Raw genomic sequence first — 13,170 nt, 5'->3', positions numbered from 1 at the left:
GCTTTAAGATGTCCCCTTCCTCTTTAGGTGGGGGAAAACAAACTACAACAGCTGGCGAGCATATCTCCCAGCTCGTTGAAACGCTAATTGGAAGATTTTTCTTCTAAAGAAGAAAAATTTGAACAATGGCGTTATAATAGCGTGAGAATTTTTAGTTATTTTCACGCTATTTTTATTGACGAAGGTTATAATTTATGGTAGCATATCTAAATGTAGGCGCTATAACTATGCGCTTTTCCCAACCGCACAATGAGGTCATAAAACAGCTTGTGCTGTACCGTAATTGGCGAGTATATTAGCAGGGAGGTGTAAATGAATGTACGCAATTATCAAGACTGGTGGAAAGCAGTATAAGGTCGCTGAGGGTGATGTTATTACTGTCGAGAAGCTTGAAGCTGCTGAGGGCGATGTTGTTACCTTTGATCAGGTTCTGACTGTAGTAAAGGACAGCGAGGTCGTTGTTGGCAAGCCGGTTGTTGAAGGTGCGAAGGTTACTGCTAAGGTAGAGACTCAGGGCAAGGACAAGAAAATATTAGTTTTCAAGTACAAGGCTAAGTCAAATTATCGTAAGCGTCAGGGCCATCGTCAGCCATTCACTAAGGTTGTTATCGAGAAGATCGAGGCTTAAGAAGCATGACAATTATTCTGTTAATCGTTATATTAGTGATTATTGTTGTTGGTTTTTTTCTGGTAAAACGATGCAGACAGAGGGTGAACAGGGGTATAGAGATTTCTGTTTACCGTAATAAAGAGGGCAGAATGTATGGCTACAGTATTACCGGTCACCATGGTGAGTATGGTAGCGATATAGTTTGTGCCGGGGTTTCGGTACTGGCACAGACAACCCTGAAGGGTTTAGGTGAGCACTTCATGCGCTTGAACAATATTTCAGAAGATACTTCTGAGGAATTATCTGAGTATTTGAAGTATAAGGTTGCGCCAGGTGACTTACAGGTGAGACTCATGGGAGCCCCCGATAATATAACTGATGCACTATTAGAGACAATGCTCATTGGATTGTACGATATTTATGAAAATTGTATTCAAGAGAATGATCTCGATGGGGTGCATATTTATGAGATTCAACAAGATCAGGAGGTGTAATTCTAATGTTCACTTTTGATTTACAGCTTTTTGCACATAAGAAAGGTGTATCCAGTACCCGTAATGGTCGTGACAGTGAGTCCAAGAGACTTGGTGTTAAGGAGCAGGCTGGCACCGTTGTGACTGCAGGTAGCATTATTGTGCGTCAGCGTGGTACTCATTTTCATCCTGGAACTAATGTAGGCATTGGTAAGGATGATACCTTGTTTGCAAAGATTGATGGTCGTGTTGCGTTTGAGCGTAAGGGCCGTTATAACCGTCAGGTTAGCGTATATGCAGTTGACGAAGTTGCTATGTAATCAGCAAAAATACCTGCGTCTTATGTAGACGCAGGTATATTTTATTATTTTATGTATATTATAGTAGTGTATAAAAAGCTGGCATTGGGTGACAATACCAGCTTTTTATACATCACTTGAGTCAGTTTTACAGGAGGGACTTATGCAGTTTATCGACAGGACTACAATAAAGGTAATTGCCGGTAATGGTGGTAATGGCAAGTCTGCTTTTCGCCGTGAAAAATTTGTTGCCAAGGGAGGCCCATCCGGTGGGGATGGCGGCCGAGGCGCAGATATTGTATTTGTTGTAGACAATAACATGAATACTTTGCTGGATTTTCGGTATCATCGAAAATTTCAGGGTAAAAACGGCGAAAATGGAGATATTAAAAATCAATATGGACATAATGCTCCTCCTTGTATTGTAAAGGTACCACAGGGTACTTTGGTAAAGGATGCTGATACCGGTGAAATATTGGCCGACCTAGTGGAAGTAGGGCAGGAGGAAGTCATTGCCAAAGGCGGTCGAGGTGGTCGTGGCAATGCCAAGTTTGCCAATAGTGCCAACAGGGCCCCCACTTTTGCTGAATTGGGTGAGCCAGGGGAAGAACGAAATCTTCTTTTGGAGCTGAAGCTATTGGCTGATGTGGGACTTGTGGGATATCCCAGCGTGGGTAAATCCAGCTTGGTAGCCAGTGTATCTGCAGCCAGACCGGAGATTGCCGATTACCACTTTACGACTATAACCCCGGTCCTTGGGGTGGTAAATGTTGGGGATATAGGTGATGAGAAAACCTTTGTAATGGCGGATATTCCCGGATTGATTGATGGAGCAGCTGAGGGTGTGGGTTTGGGTCATGATTTCCTGCGACATGTGGAGCGCACCAGGGTAATAATTCACATTGTTGATGCTTCAGGGGTAGAAGGACGCGATCCTGTAGATGATTATTACAAGATTAACAAGGAACTGAAATTATATAGTGAAAAAATTGCCCGTCGCCCGCAAATTTTGGCTGCCAACAAAATGGACCTTCCGGGGGCAGCTGAAAACTATGTTCGTCTCCAGGAACTGGCCAAAAAGGAGGGGATAGAGATATTCCCAATTTCCGCAGCTACCAGACAGGGGACCCAGGAGCTTATCAATCGGGTTGCCCAGGTTTTGGATGAATATGTGGAGGAGCCTGATGTGGAGGAAGGCATAAAGGTATATAATGCCAAGGAGGAAGATCCTGATCAGGTTACCATCACCCGTAATGATCGGGGTGATTTTATTGTCAGCAGTAAATCACTGGATAAACTGGTAGCAATGACCAATTTCGGCAACGATGAGGCCATCAGAAGGTTTCAGTATATATGGCGCATCAAGGGGATTGACAAAAAGCTGATAGAGCGCGGTATAAAAGAAGGAAATACCGTTAGAATAGGCGAAATGGAATTTGAATATCGCGATTAAGGAGTAAATATATGATAAGAAATACCCTGACGGGGAAACAGAAAAGGTTTTTACGATCCATGGGAATGACCATGGACCCGGTGGTAATGATTGGCAAGGAAGGAATTACGCCGGCGCTTGTTCAATCAGCAGCAGAAGCAATAAAAAAGCGCGAGCTGATCAAGGTCCGTGTCCTGCAAAATTGTCTTGATACTCCTGAAAATGCCATAACCATGCTGGCTGAGCGTACAGATGCAGATCTGGTTCAGCTGATAGGCAGAAATGGTCTATTGTTTAAGCGTAATTTTGAAACACCTAAAATTGAACTGCCTAAATAGTATTTACTTAAAAAGGGGATTGTGGTATGGAGACTCGTGAGCATATCAAAGATGCCAAGCGTGTTGTTGTCAAGGTAGGTACCAGTACACTGTTATATGATAATGGCAGGCTCAATCTCTTTGGCATAGAAAAATTAGTGCGTGAACTGGCTGATTTGGCAAATCAGGGACGGGAGATAATTCTTGTATCCTCAGGAGCAATTGGGGCCGGTGTTGTTCGCATGGGACTGGATAAGCGGCCAAGTGGGGTCAAGGAAAAACAAGCCCTGGCTGCAGTCGGTCAGGGAATGCTGATGCACATTTATGACAAGCTGTTTGCGGAATATGGACAAATAGCCGGACAGGTACTGCTGACCAGGGATAATTATGTGCAGCATAAGCAATATACCAATTCCAGAAATACACTGCTTGCCATGCTGAAAATGGGAGTTTTGCCAATAATAAATGAGAATGATGCAGTAGCTGTAGATGAAGTAAAGATTGGTGATAATGACAATCTCTCTGCTATGGTAGCGGCTCTGATAGATGCGGATGTGCTGATTATATTGTCGGACATCGATGGGCTATATACCGGTAATCCACAAAAAGAAGCTGACGCCAGACTGATTCCTGAAGTCAGGGAAATAACACCTCATATTGAGGAAATAGCCGGTGGAGCCGGGTCGTCCATGGGAACAGGCGGGATGGCTACAAAGATTGAGGCTGCAAAGATTGCTACCGCAGCAGGAACTACCATGTTAATTGCTTCAGGGACTGAGGACAATGTACTTAGAAGGATTATCAATGGTGAGATGATAGGTACGGTGTTTTCACCAAAGGAGTCACATCTTAAATCAAGAAAAAGCTGGCTGGCTTTTGGTAAAAGGATAAGTGGTGACATCGTTGTGGATGATGGCTGTGTAAGGGCCTTGAAAAATGGTTCAAGCCTTTTGGCAGCAGGAATCAGGAATACTGAAGGAGAATATGGTAAGGGTGATACGGTGCGCATAATGACAGAGAAGTACCAGGAAATTGCCCGTGGAGTGATTAATTATGATTCTTCTGACATATGCAAAATAATGGGGATGCGTACTGAGGAGTTCAGAAATATTGTCAAGAATAACGAATCCGATGAAGTAATTCATAGGGACAATATGGTGCTTATGATTTAATGTTTGGCAGGAGGTAATGGCCTTGGGTTTGCAGGAAATGATGCTTGAAAAGGGAAGGGCTGCCAATATAGCTGCTGATGCTATGGCGATAGTATCCACGAAGGTAAAGAATGAGGCACTAAATAAAATGGCAGATGCGTTAGAGGAAAACAGCACTATTATCCTTGACGCAAATAAAGCTGATATTGACGCTGCCAGAAAAAAAGGTGTCAAAAAATCATATATTGACCGGCTCATGCTCGATGAAAAGCGTATTGCTGGTATGGCTGATGGCTTGAGACAGGCGGCGGCCCTGCCTGATCCTGTGGGAGAGGAAGACTACGGGACAATGCGCCCTAATGGGTTGGAAATCCGTCGTATAAGGGTGCCGTTAGGGGTAGTTGGAATAATATATGAGGCTCGGCCAAACGTTACATCCGATGCAGCAGGACTGTGTATTAAGTCAGGAAATGCCGTAATATTGCGTGGAGGTTCCGAAGCCATTAATTCAAATAAGGCGATTATCGGACTGTTACAGGAAGCGGCTTATGCTTCTGGCATACCGGAAGGGGCCATTCAACTGGTTGAGGTTACTGACAGGGAAGCTGTACAGGTTATGTTGCGGATGAATCAATATCTGGATGTCATCATTCCGAGGGGCGGTGCAGGATTAATAAAAACTGTGGTTGAAAACAGCTCCGTACCTGTAATTGAAACAGGTACAGGAGTATGTCATACCTTCGTGGATGAATCTGCTGATATATCCATGGCAGTAAATATCGCTGTCAATGCCAAGACAAGTCGTCCGTCAGTGTGCAATGCCATGGAGACCTTGTTGGTTCATAAGGCTGCAGCCAGAGAGTTTTTGCCACGGCTGGCAGCTGTTATGAAGGACAAGGAATGTGAACTGAGGGGCTGTCAGCGTTCCAGGGAAATTGTTCCTGATATGCTGATGGCATCAGAAGAGGATTGGAGTACAGAATATGGTGATCTCATCCTGTCTGTAAAGGTAGTGGACGATGTCAATGAGGCTATTGCCCATATTAACCGGTATAACACCGGCCATTCAGAAGCCATTGTTACAAATAGCCTGAAAAATGCCCGTATTTTCCAAAGACGGGTTAATGCAGCTGCGGTGTATATTAATGCCTCGACAAGATTTACTGATGGATGTGAATTTGGCTTCGGGGCGGAAATCGGTATCAGTACACAAAAGCTGCATGCAAGAGGACCTATGGGGCTTACAGCACTAACCAGTACAAAATATCTTATTGACGGAGATGGACAGATTCGTTGATTGACTTAATAAAGGGCTATGTCAGGACTATTATGCAGTATGCGGCTGACCCAAAGGGCCGGCATGATATAATAGATTATGTTCGGGCACTATTTATAATAGGTTTTATTTGTGTAATAGTCATTTTTTTGGTAAGTTTATTATGATACATGTGTTGAATGCTTTTAAAGACGATTGAGAAGCAGATATTTTTATCAGTTATAGGGGCATTGATATGGGAGATAAAAAGCGTGTTGGCATCATGGGCGGAACCTTTGATCCTATTCATGTAGGACATTTAATGACAGCTGAGGCAGTGCGTGATGAATACAATCTGGATAAAGTTATTTTTATTCCGGCAGCGGTACCACCACATAAGCAGCAGCAAAGTGTAACCATGGCCAAGCACAGATATGTTATGACAGTGCTGGCCACCTGCTCCAACGAGAATTTTGAGGTATCGGATATCGAGATGAGCCGTTCTGGGCCATCATATACCATTGATACCATATCTCAGCTAATTACCCAATACGGTAATGACACAGAGTTTTATTTTATTACAGGTGCCGATGCCATACAGGAAATTCATACCTGGGACCGCATAGATGAGCTGCTGAGGATGTGTCATTTCATAGGAGCATCCCGTCAGGGCTGTGTGCCTGATGTAAATCAGATAAAGGAATCCTTTGGGGAGCTGGGCAAACAAAAGATACACCGGTTGGAAACCCCTGAGTTGGAGATCTCTTCAACAGACATCCGCAAAAGGGTAAAAAAAGGCTATTCAATAAAGTATATTGTTCCTGCTGCAGTTGAGCAGTACATATACAAGCAAGGCCTATATAAAGATTAAAGACCATAAAATGGGGATATCGTTTTACGGTGTCCTCTTTGTGATGTGAATTATTATGATGAATATTGATGAAATGAAACAAAAGCTGCAGTCCAGACTGAAGCCATCAAGGTATCAGCATTCAGTCGGTGTGGCTGAAACCTCTGTTTTTCTGGCAGCCCGGTTTGGGGTGGATAGTAAAAAGGCAGAAATTGCCGGCTTACTACATGACTGTGCCCGGCAGTATCCCAATGAACAGTTGATTAACGAGGCAGACAAAAGGAATATTTCCTACGGGATGGTGGAGAAAACCATGCCACTGCTACTGCATGGATATGTAGGAGCAAAGCTGATACAGGAAGAATATGGAGTAGATGATCCTGAAATTTCTCAGGCAATATATCGTCATACTGTCGGAGGCCCGGGAATGACTGATTTGGATAAGATTATCTATTTTGCTGATATGATTGAGCCTTCAAGGGATTATCCGGGAGTCAATGAGCTAAGGCTTTTATCCCGGGAGGGCAGCCTGGATGAAATGGTGCTGGCAGGATTGACACAATCAATTGTATTTGTGCTGAAAAAAAACCATCTGGTGCATCCTGATACTGTTATTGCCAGAAATGAATTGTTATTAAGGATCCGGAATACAGAAAATGAAGAAAAAGCCTTATAGTGAAACGCGTACAAGAATTGAACAAAAGAAATCACAGATGCGAAAAAAACGCAATATAAAAATTGTAAGGGTCTTTTTTGCGTTGTTGTTGTGCACCGTGATTATGCTGGGAATAGGCTGGGCTTCAGTAAAGCTGTATAATTGGGGTAGTCAGACCTTTGATACATATATGGCAATATATGATGGCTACAAGCAGAGAAAGGCACTGAGGGAAGCAAGCTTTGATCCAAGGTTCGACGGATATACCAACATATTGATGGTGGGACTGGATACCGGTCGGGAGGATACCGGACAGCAGGCTGATTCAATTATATTGTTGAGTTTCAAGCATGACAGTGGTGAAGTCAGATTTGTGACCATACCACGGTATACCATGGTGAATATTCAGGGACGCCCAACGCCGGAGCCTTTGAATAACGCCTTTTATTACGGTGGGATACCACTTATGGAAGAAACGGTTTCCAAGCTGCTCAATGTAACCATTCATCATTATGTGGTCATTGATACTGAAGCAGTGGCTGAAATTGTTGATGTGATAGGTGGCATAGATATATATGTTGATAACGACCTGAATTATGATGACCCTGATGGTGATTTATACATACACATTCCTAAGGGTATTCAGCATATGGAAGGGGATATGGCCCAGAAGTATCTGAGATTTTCCAGTGACGATCTGGGGGCATATGGAAGAAGCCTGCGTCAGCAGAAGTTCCTGAAGGCTTTTCATGAAAAGCTGCTTACCCCTGAGATGATGGCAAAAATCCCGGAGCTGGTGGAGGTATGTGACAGGCGAATAAAATCAAGTATAGAAGCCTTTGATTCAGGGCACTTTGCCAGACTTATAGGAAATATGCAGGATACACGGCCTAAGGTTATTCTGCTTCCGGGGGAGTTTGCCAGTGACGGAAGCTGGAAGTGTGATCAGGTCAAGACCACCCAAATGGTGGAAGAGCTGTTCCCTTTGGAGCAAACAGATAGTAAAAGTGAATAAGCTAGTTTTTACAGGAGGAATTAATTTGTACAAAAACTCATTGGACTTGGCAAATGCAATAGCCAAGGCAGCAGATGATAAAAAAGCCCGTGATGTTGTCATCATGAATATGACAGAGCTGACACCTACTACTGATTATTTTGTGGTGTGCTCAGCAGGAAGTACCACCCAGGTAAAAGCAATTTCAGATAATATTGAGGAAAAGCTCCGGGAAGCGGGGCATGAAATGCTGCATCGTGAAGGGTACAGGGAGGCAGAATGGGTGTTGCTGGATTACGGTGATTGCGTAGCGCATATATTCCTGCAGGAAAGCCGTGAATTCTATTCATTGGAAAGCTTGTGGGCAGATGCCGATTTAACTGTTTATGAGGAATAATATGGAAAGAGCAACAAAAAAATACGGTCCCAGTACTGTGGCTACATTGAAGGTAGTGAGAGAATCCGAGCTGGGGGTTTTTCTGGATGCAGAAACCGGCAATACCAATGATGATATTCTGCTGCACAAAACTCAGCAGACCGGTGAGGTAAAAATTGGTGATTCAGTAAAGGTGTTTTTGTATCTTGACCCAAAGAGACGCCTCACTGCAAGCATGCGAGTTCCCAAAATGCGTGAAGGGCAGATTGCAAGACTCAAGGTGATCAACGTGTCCAAGGACGGGGCATTTTTGGATGTAGGGGCTGAGCGTGGTATTTTCATGCCTTATGCCGGCATGCGTGGTAATCTCCAGGTCGGTGAGGTGGTATGGGCCAAGCTGTATACCGATAAATCAGGTCGCCTGGCAGTTACCATGAAGGTCGAGGACGAAATACGCAGAGCTTCAGTAAAGGCAGAGCATGTCAAAAAAGGGCAGACTATAACAGGCTCGATTTATAATATTACTGACAGTGGCATTTTTATGCTTACAGAGGAAAGATACATAGCATTTATTCCTCACAAGGAGGCTCCTTATCGGCCTAGAGTTGGGGAGGAAATCACAGCCAGGGTAACATACATTCGTGATGATGGGCGGCTTAATGCTTCCCTGAGGGAAGCAAAGGTCAAGGCCATGGAAACAGATTCAGAAAAGCTGTTGATGTTTCTTCAGACGCATGATGGACGGATGCCCTATTCTGATACCAGCTCACCTGAGCTTATCAAGGGGAAATTCGGTATAAGCAAGGCTGCTTTTAAAAGAGCACTTGGGCATTTGCTCAAGGATGGAATGATTGAAGAAAAGGATGGTTGGACTTTTTTGAAATAATGAAGTTTTTTCTGTTGGTAAAGAAGGAATTAATGTAATGATAACGAATATTATGGTAGATACCAAATTTATGTGTATTTTGTGTTTGTTATCGAAAGAGAAAATAATGGTTCCTTATGATTTATAAGTAAGGGAATAGATAAAAATGGGGGCGATTGAATGGCAGTAGAAGAGAAGAAGGGTATTCTGTTAGAGACTGGTACTAACGAGTTTGAAATTGTTGAATTCAATATTGGTGATGTAAATTATGGTATTAATGTAGCTAAGGTTCGTGAGGTTATTACCCGCACTCCGGTTACAGAGATGCCTCAGGCACATCCATATATCGATGGCTTGTTCACCTTGCGTGGCAAGGCAATTCCTCTGGTAAATCTGCCTCGGTGCCTCAATCTTCAGACTACAGAAGAACCAAAAAATATAATTGTTACTGAAATAAATAATTATGATATCGGATTCCTTGTTGATAGTGTTTCCCGAATATATCGTATTTCCTGGAAGAACATGGAACCGGCACCTGAGGTTGGCGATCAGTCCAGGGTAGTTGGTATCATTAAGATGGAGGAAAAGATCATTCTCCTCTTGGATTTTGAGACGATTATTGCCGAGATTAATCCTGAAATTAATCAGAAGCTCACAACCTTTGAGGAAGCATCTGTTGATGTTAAGGCCAGAAGAAGCAATGTACATGTTGTTTGTGCAGAGGATTCACCGTTGTTGCGTGAACTTTTGGTATCCACCCTTCATGAATCCGGCTACAGATTTGTTCGTGACTTCAATAATGGTCAGGATGCCTGGAACTTCCTGTCCAATATCGATAAGAATATACCTGTTGAGGATCAGGTCAGGGTTATCATTTCAGATATTGAGATGCCACAGATGGATGGACATCGCCTGTTGAAGCTGGTTCGTGAAGATCAGCGTTATGCAGAAACTCCATTTATCCTGTTCTCATCCCTTATCAGTGAGGAAATGCGCCGTAAGGGTGAACAGCTTGGAGCTAATGGACAGATTTCCAAGCCTGAGATTAATCAGCTGATTGGTTTGCTGGATGAATTGATTTTCAAAGGAAAAAAATAACTACCAAAAAAAGGATGTGATGCGTCACATCCTTTTTATATGTGCAAATTTAGCAGAGGTACAGAATATTTTATTCCATCACATTCCTATATGGCAATTATTGATCCTTTTGTTATGATATCTGCATCCCGGAGATTATACAGCTCATCGAAAAGCTGCATATGGAATGTTCCCGGACCCCCTGTTTTTTTGTCGGCAAGCTCCCCGGCAAGTCCAAAGCTCACAGCCGCCAATAGTGCTGCATGAATAGGCTGGCCAACAGACATATATGCTGCGGTGAGGGCATTCAGCATGCAGCCGGTACCGGTAATATTCCCCAGCATGGGAACACCATTGTCAGTGAGATATGAGGTACTGCCATCTGTCATGAAATCTATCGGACCGCTTACAAGAAATACAGTGTTGTATTTCCTGGCCCAGCTACTCAGTACTTTTGCGTATTCAGGCGCATTGTCCATGGTTATTAGTTCATTTTTATTGGCTTCAACTCCGGAGCTGTGGCAATCAATATCACATATAGCCAAAATTTCAGATATGTTGCCCTTGATGATTCTGGGAAGGTGGTCCGGGATGAAATCCAGAACGAATTTTTTTCTTAGGCTGCTGCATGCCGTTCCCACCACATCAATTATTATAGGAATGTCATTTTTATTGGCAGCGGTGGCAGCTCGCTTTATGGCTGTCAGCCTGTCCCTGGTTATTGATCCAAGATTAAGGCACAGTGCTGCAGCAGACGAAGTTATTTCAGCAACCTCATCCGGGTGTTCTGCCATCATGGGACGGGCTCCCACACTTAATATGATATTGGCACAGTCATTTATGGATATTGGATTTGTTATGCAGTGAATAAGGGGCCGTAATTGCATAGTCTGTTCACGCAATGCCAGCAGCTCATTACTTAATTGCTTGTTAATCATAGGATTTGGCTCCTAATTTTTTTTGTATTTCAGACAGCGTATTGCTGTGCTTGAGGGCTGTAAGGAATATAAAGGCAATAGATCCACCGATAAGGGTCCCCATGATAAAGGATGGTACATAGAACATCCAGGTAAGCCCGCTACGACCCATCAGCAGTGCCATGACCGGATAGGAAACGATAGCGCCTATGATACCGGTCCCAATAATTTCACCCAGGACAGCAGCTATCAGCTTGCCCTTGGAAATCCTGTAAAGTACCCCGGAAAGGGTTGCACCAAATATGGCTCCAGTTAAGGCCAACGGAGGAATGCCCATTAAGACCATTCTTATAATTCCAATTATAAAGGCACAGGTAAACGCCTGGAAAGGTCCAAGCATTACGGCGCAGACTATGTTGATCAGGTGTGCCATCGGGCACATGCCTTCAATGCGGAGAATTGGCGATATGACCACACCAATTCCAATCATCATGGCCATGAAAACCAATCTGAGAATTTTTTGATGATTTGACATAAAAAAACTTCACTCCTTCAGCTAATTTACCGTGACAGGCCAGCTAAAGCCAGTGAAGTTTATATGACATAATTTGACACTCCTACAGCTACAACCTGCCAGGCAGTCGGTCGAGGCTCAAAAGCCTCCTCTCAACCCGAAACACGGGGTCCCTCGCTATAGATATGTCTTTTTTGAATCGAAGGCGCTCCCCAACGATTCAGCCAAAATGCAGGAATTTCCATAGCATGGATAATAACAGCACAATGACAAGTATAGTTTAGAAAAATTAAGGTGTCTTGTCAATAGAACAAGTATATATTGAGCTGTTTTTGTTTGCTTTTAGCTTATTTAAAGCTTAATGGGTGAGCTTTTTTAATTTTTTAAAAAAGGTGTTGAACAATTTCTTTAAGTCTTTTTGAGGATTTTCCATGTTCACATACTTTTGTTCCTCGTATTCATAAATGGTCCTGTTATTTGTATTGTCCTTTACGATACAGTGCAGCTTGACTACCTGATAATTGATGTCCACTGCCGGTTCCCTTACCGGAATGGCTACACCTCCCGAAAAACCCCAATGGCGGTTACACCAATAAGGTGATCCCATAACTACCACAGAGGTGCGTTCAGGATAATGTACGGTTTCCGGCTCAAATTTATCGATGGATACGGTGACAATCGCATCTGTCTGGTAAGTATAGGGAACATCAACAAAAACCTCCAGCTTGGATTCCTTGGAGGATTCCTTCAGCTGATCACGGGCATTCATTTCCAGCACATTGCTGCCAAGCGTTACCTTGGTCAAATCCAAATCATTCAGATATATGGAATGTATAGTCTTGAAATCAAAGGTCTTGTCAGCCCATACAATAGGCTCGGCTTGAACAACAGGAGAACACAGAAGACATAAAGACAAAAAGAAGGCACTGAAAAAAATTGACAATAATCTTCGCATGACAATCATCTCCTTTGGAGATAATTATATCACATAAGTCAGGGAAAGAAATTAGAAGAAAATTAAGAATGGTGGGGACAGAGTATTATTAGCACATAATACTTTGTCATAAAATGTTATAGTATAAATACAGTATCCTTGTGCTAGAATTAAAACATAAATGGTCAGTGAAATGGCGGTATTACTATTCCTTGTGTGCCTTTTAGTTAGTACCTTTGTCCTCCCTGTTCATTAAGCACACGATAGCAGTTATTATCAAAGTGGATGTGATGACCGCAGGCTATTGTTCTTTCAGTTAAAATGGTTAGCTTTGTAGTATTTGTATGGTTAAGATTAACAACGGTGTTCCTGCCACCATCAGAATAGTAATGACTGGCTTTAGACAACAGTTAACTTGTCATAATATAGCCTTTTCCATTTTCATGTAGCT

16 protein-coding genes are annotated in these 13,170 nt (G+C 43.0%); 13 read left to right on the top strand and 3 right to left on the bottom strand.

What is annotated here, in order from left to right; genetic code table 11:
• The first annotated feature begins 316 nt into the window (after positions 1-316).
• The 13 genes from rplU to K6C05_RS05945 all read left to right on the top strand — a co-directional run bounded on the left by rplU (position 317) and on the right by K6C05_RS05945 (position 10,375).
• A complete protein-coding gene (gene rplU, locus K6C05_RS06005; protein WP_296732482.1) occupies positions 317-628 on the top strand; it encodes a 50S ribosomal protein L21 in 312 nt (103 codons plus the stop codon).
• Positions 629-663: 35 nt separating this feature from the next.
• Positions 664-1,104, top strand: a complete 441-nt coding sequence (locus K6C05_RS06000) for a ribosomal-processing cysteine protease Prp (protein WP_296732479.1) — start codon at positions 664-666, stop codon at positions 1,102-1,104.
• A 5-nt stretch (positions 1,105-1,109) separates the two neighbouring features.
• Complete coding sequence (gene rpmA / locus K6C05_RS05995; protein WP_296732476.1) at positions 1,110-1,403, top strand: 50S ribosomal protein L27; 294 nt, start codon at positions 1,110-1,112, stop codon at positions 1,401-1,403.
• 142 nt (positions 1,404-1,545) lie between these two features.
• On the top strand, positions 1,546-2,835 hold the full coding sequence (obgE, locus tag K6C05_RS05990; protein WP_296732471.1) for a GTPase ObgE: 1,290 nt from the start codon (positions 1,546-1,548) through the stop codon (positions 2,833-2,835).
• An 11-nt stretch (positions 2,836-2,846) separates the two neighbouring features.
• Positions 2,847-3,152, top strand: coding sequence for a ribosome assembly RNA-binding protein YhbY (gene yhbY, locus K6C05_RS05985; protein ID WP_296732469.1), 306 nt, complete (start codon positions 2,847-2,849; stop codon positions 3,150-3,152).
• A gap of 26 nt (positions 3,153-3,178) precedes the next feature.
• Positions 3,179-4,303, top strand: coding sequence for a glutamate 5-kinase (gene proB, locus K6C05_RS05980; protein WP_296732466.1), 1,125 nt, complete (start codon positions 3,179-3,181; stop codon positions 4,301-4,303).
• Between the two features lie 22 nt (positions 4,304-4,325).
• Positions 4,326-5,579, top strand: coding sequence for a glutamate-5-semialdehyde dehydrogenase (locus K6C05_RS05975; protein ID WP_296732462.1), 1,254 nt, complete (start codon positions 4,326-4,328; stop codon positions 5,577-5,579).
• A gap of 214 nt (positions 5,580-5,793) precedes the next feature.
• Positions 5,794-6,408, top strand: coding sequence for a nicotinate-nucleotide adenylyltransferase (gene nadD / locus K6C05_RS05970; protein WP_296732459.1), 615 nt, complete (start codon positions 5,794-5,796; stop codon positions 6,406-6,408).
• Between the two features lie 58 nt (positions 6,409-6,466).
• Positions 6,467-7,063, top strand: coding sequence for a bis(5'-nucleosyl)-tetraphosphatase (symmetrical) YqeK (yqeK, locus tag K6C05_RS05965; RefSeq protein ID WP_296732488.1), 597 nt, complete (start codon positions 6,467-6,469; stop codon positions 7,061-7,063).
• Positions 7,044-8,057, top strand: coding sequence for an LCP family protein (locus tag K6C05_RS05960; protein WP_296732456.1), 1,014 nt, complete (start codon positions 7,044-7,046; stop codon positions 8,055-8,057). Before yqeK ends, K6C05_RS05960 begins: the two co-directional genes overlap by 20 nt.
• A 25-nt stretch (positions 8,058-8,082) precedes the next feature.
• Positions 8,083-8,433, top strand: a complete 351-nt coding sequence (gene rsfS / locus K6C05_RS05955; RefSeq protein WP_296732454.1) for a ribosome silencing factor — start codon at positions 8,083-8,085, stop codon at positions 8,431-8,433.
• A gap of 1 nt (position 8,434) precedes the next feature.
• Positions 8,435-9,298, top strand: a complete 864-nt coding sequence (locus K6C05_RS05950) for a S1-like domain-containing RNA-binding protein (protein ID WP_296732451.1) — start codon at positions 8,435-8,437, stop codon at positions 9,296-9,298.
• A gap of 159 nt (positions 9,299-9,457) precedes the next feature.
• Positions 9,458-10,375: a chemotaxis protein gene (locus K6C05_RS05945; RefSeq protein WP_296732447.1), complete on the top strand. Its 918-nt coding sequence runs from the start codon at positions 9,458-9,460 to the stop codon at positions 10,373-10,375.
• An 86-nt stretch (positions 10,376-10,461) separates the two neighbouring features.
• Here K6C05_RS05945 and thiM read toward each other — a convergent pair whose 3' ends face one another.
• The 3 genes from thiM to K6C05_RS05930 form a co-directional block, all read right to left on the bottom strand.
• The gene (gene thiM / locus K6C05_RS05940; RefSeq protein ID WP_296732445.1) at positions 10,462-11,292 is read right to left on the bottom strand and encodes a hydroxyethylthiazole kinase; all 831 of its coding nucleotides are present in this window, start codon (positions 11,290-11,292) and stop codon (positions 10,462-10,464) included.
• Positions 11,285-11,806 (bottom strand): energy coupling factor transporter S component ThiW, encoded by a 522-nt coding sequence (thiW, locus tag K6C05_RS05935; protein WP_296732442.1) that lies wholly within the window; start codon positions 11,804-11,806, stop codon positions 11,285-11,287. Before thiW ends, thiM begins: the two co-directional genes overlap by 8 nt.
• Positions 11,807-12,143: 337 nt before the next feature.
• A complete protein-coding gene (locus K6C05_RS05930) occupies positions 12,144-12,740 on the bottom strand; it encodes a hypothetical protein (RefSeq protein ID WP_296732440.1) in 597 nt (198 codons plus the stop codon).
• Positions 12,741-13,170: the final 430 nt, after the last annotated feature.

This window comes from Anaerovibrio sp., assembly GCF_024697385.1.
Taxonomy (GTDB): domain Bacteria; phylum Bacillota; class Negativicutes; order Selenomonadales; family Selenomonadaceae; genus Anaerovibrio.
This window is presented reverse-complemented; position numbering and strand designations above follow the sequence as displayed.

Excerpts from the sequence above, each read along its gene's own strand:
- thiM (WP_296732445.1), bottom strand. The coding sequence starts at position 11,292 with ATGATTAACAAGCAATTAAGTAATGAGCTGCTGGCATTGCGTGAACAG.
- rpmA (WP_296732476.1), top strand. The coding sequence starts at position 1,110 with ATGTTCACTTTTGATTTACAGCTTTTTGCACATAAGAAAGGTGTATCC.
- proB (WP_296732466.1), top strand. The coding sequence starts at position 3,179 with ATGGAGACTCGTGAGCATATCAAAGATGCCAAGCGTGTTGTTGTCAAG.
- thiW (WP_296732442.1), bottom strand. The coding sequence starts at position 11,806 with ATGTCAAATCATCAAAAAATTCTCAGATTGGTTTTCATGGCCATGATG.
- rplU (WP_296732482.1), top strand. The coding sequence starts at position 317 with ATGTACGCAATTATCAAGACTGGTGGAAAGCAGTATAAGGTCGCTGAG.
- nadD (WP_296732459.1), top strand. The coding sequence starts at position 5,794 with ATGGGAGATAAAAAGCGTGTTGGCATCATGGGCGGAACCTTTGATCCT.
- K6C05_RS05930 (WP_296732440.1), bottom strand. The coding sequence starts at position 12,740 with ATGCGAAGATTATTGTCAATTTTTTTCAGTGCCTTCTTTTTGTCTTTA.
- K6C05_RS05960 (WP_296732456.1), top strand. The coding sequence starts at position 7,044 with ATGAAGAAAAAGCCTTATAGTGAAACGCGTACAAGAATTGAACAAAAG.
- yhbY (WP_296732469.1), top strand. The coding sequence starts at position 2,847 with ATGATAAGAAATACCCTGACGGGGAAACAGAAAAGGTTTTTACGATCC.
- K6C05_RS05945 (WP_296732447.1), top strand. The coding sequence starts at position 9,458 with ATGGCAGTAGAAGAGAAGAAGGGTATTCTGTTAGAGACTGGTACTAAC.
- K6C05_RS05950 (WP_296732451.1), top strand. The coding sequence starts at position 8,435 with ATGGAAAGAGCAACAAAAAAATACGGTCCCAGTACTGTGGCTACATTG.
- obgE (WP_296732471.1), top strand. The coding sequence starts at position 1,546 with ATGCAGTTTATCGACAGGACTACAATAAAGGTAATTGCCGGTAATGGT.
- yqeK (WP_296732488.1), top strand. The coding sequence starts at position 6,467 with ATGAATATTGATGAAATGAAACAAAAGCTGCAGTCCAGACTGAAGCCA.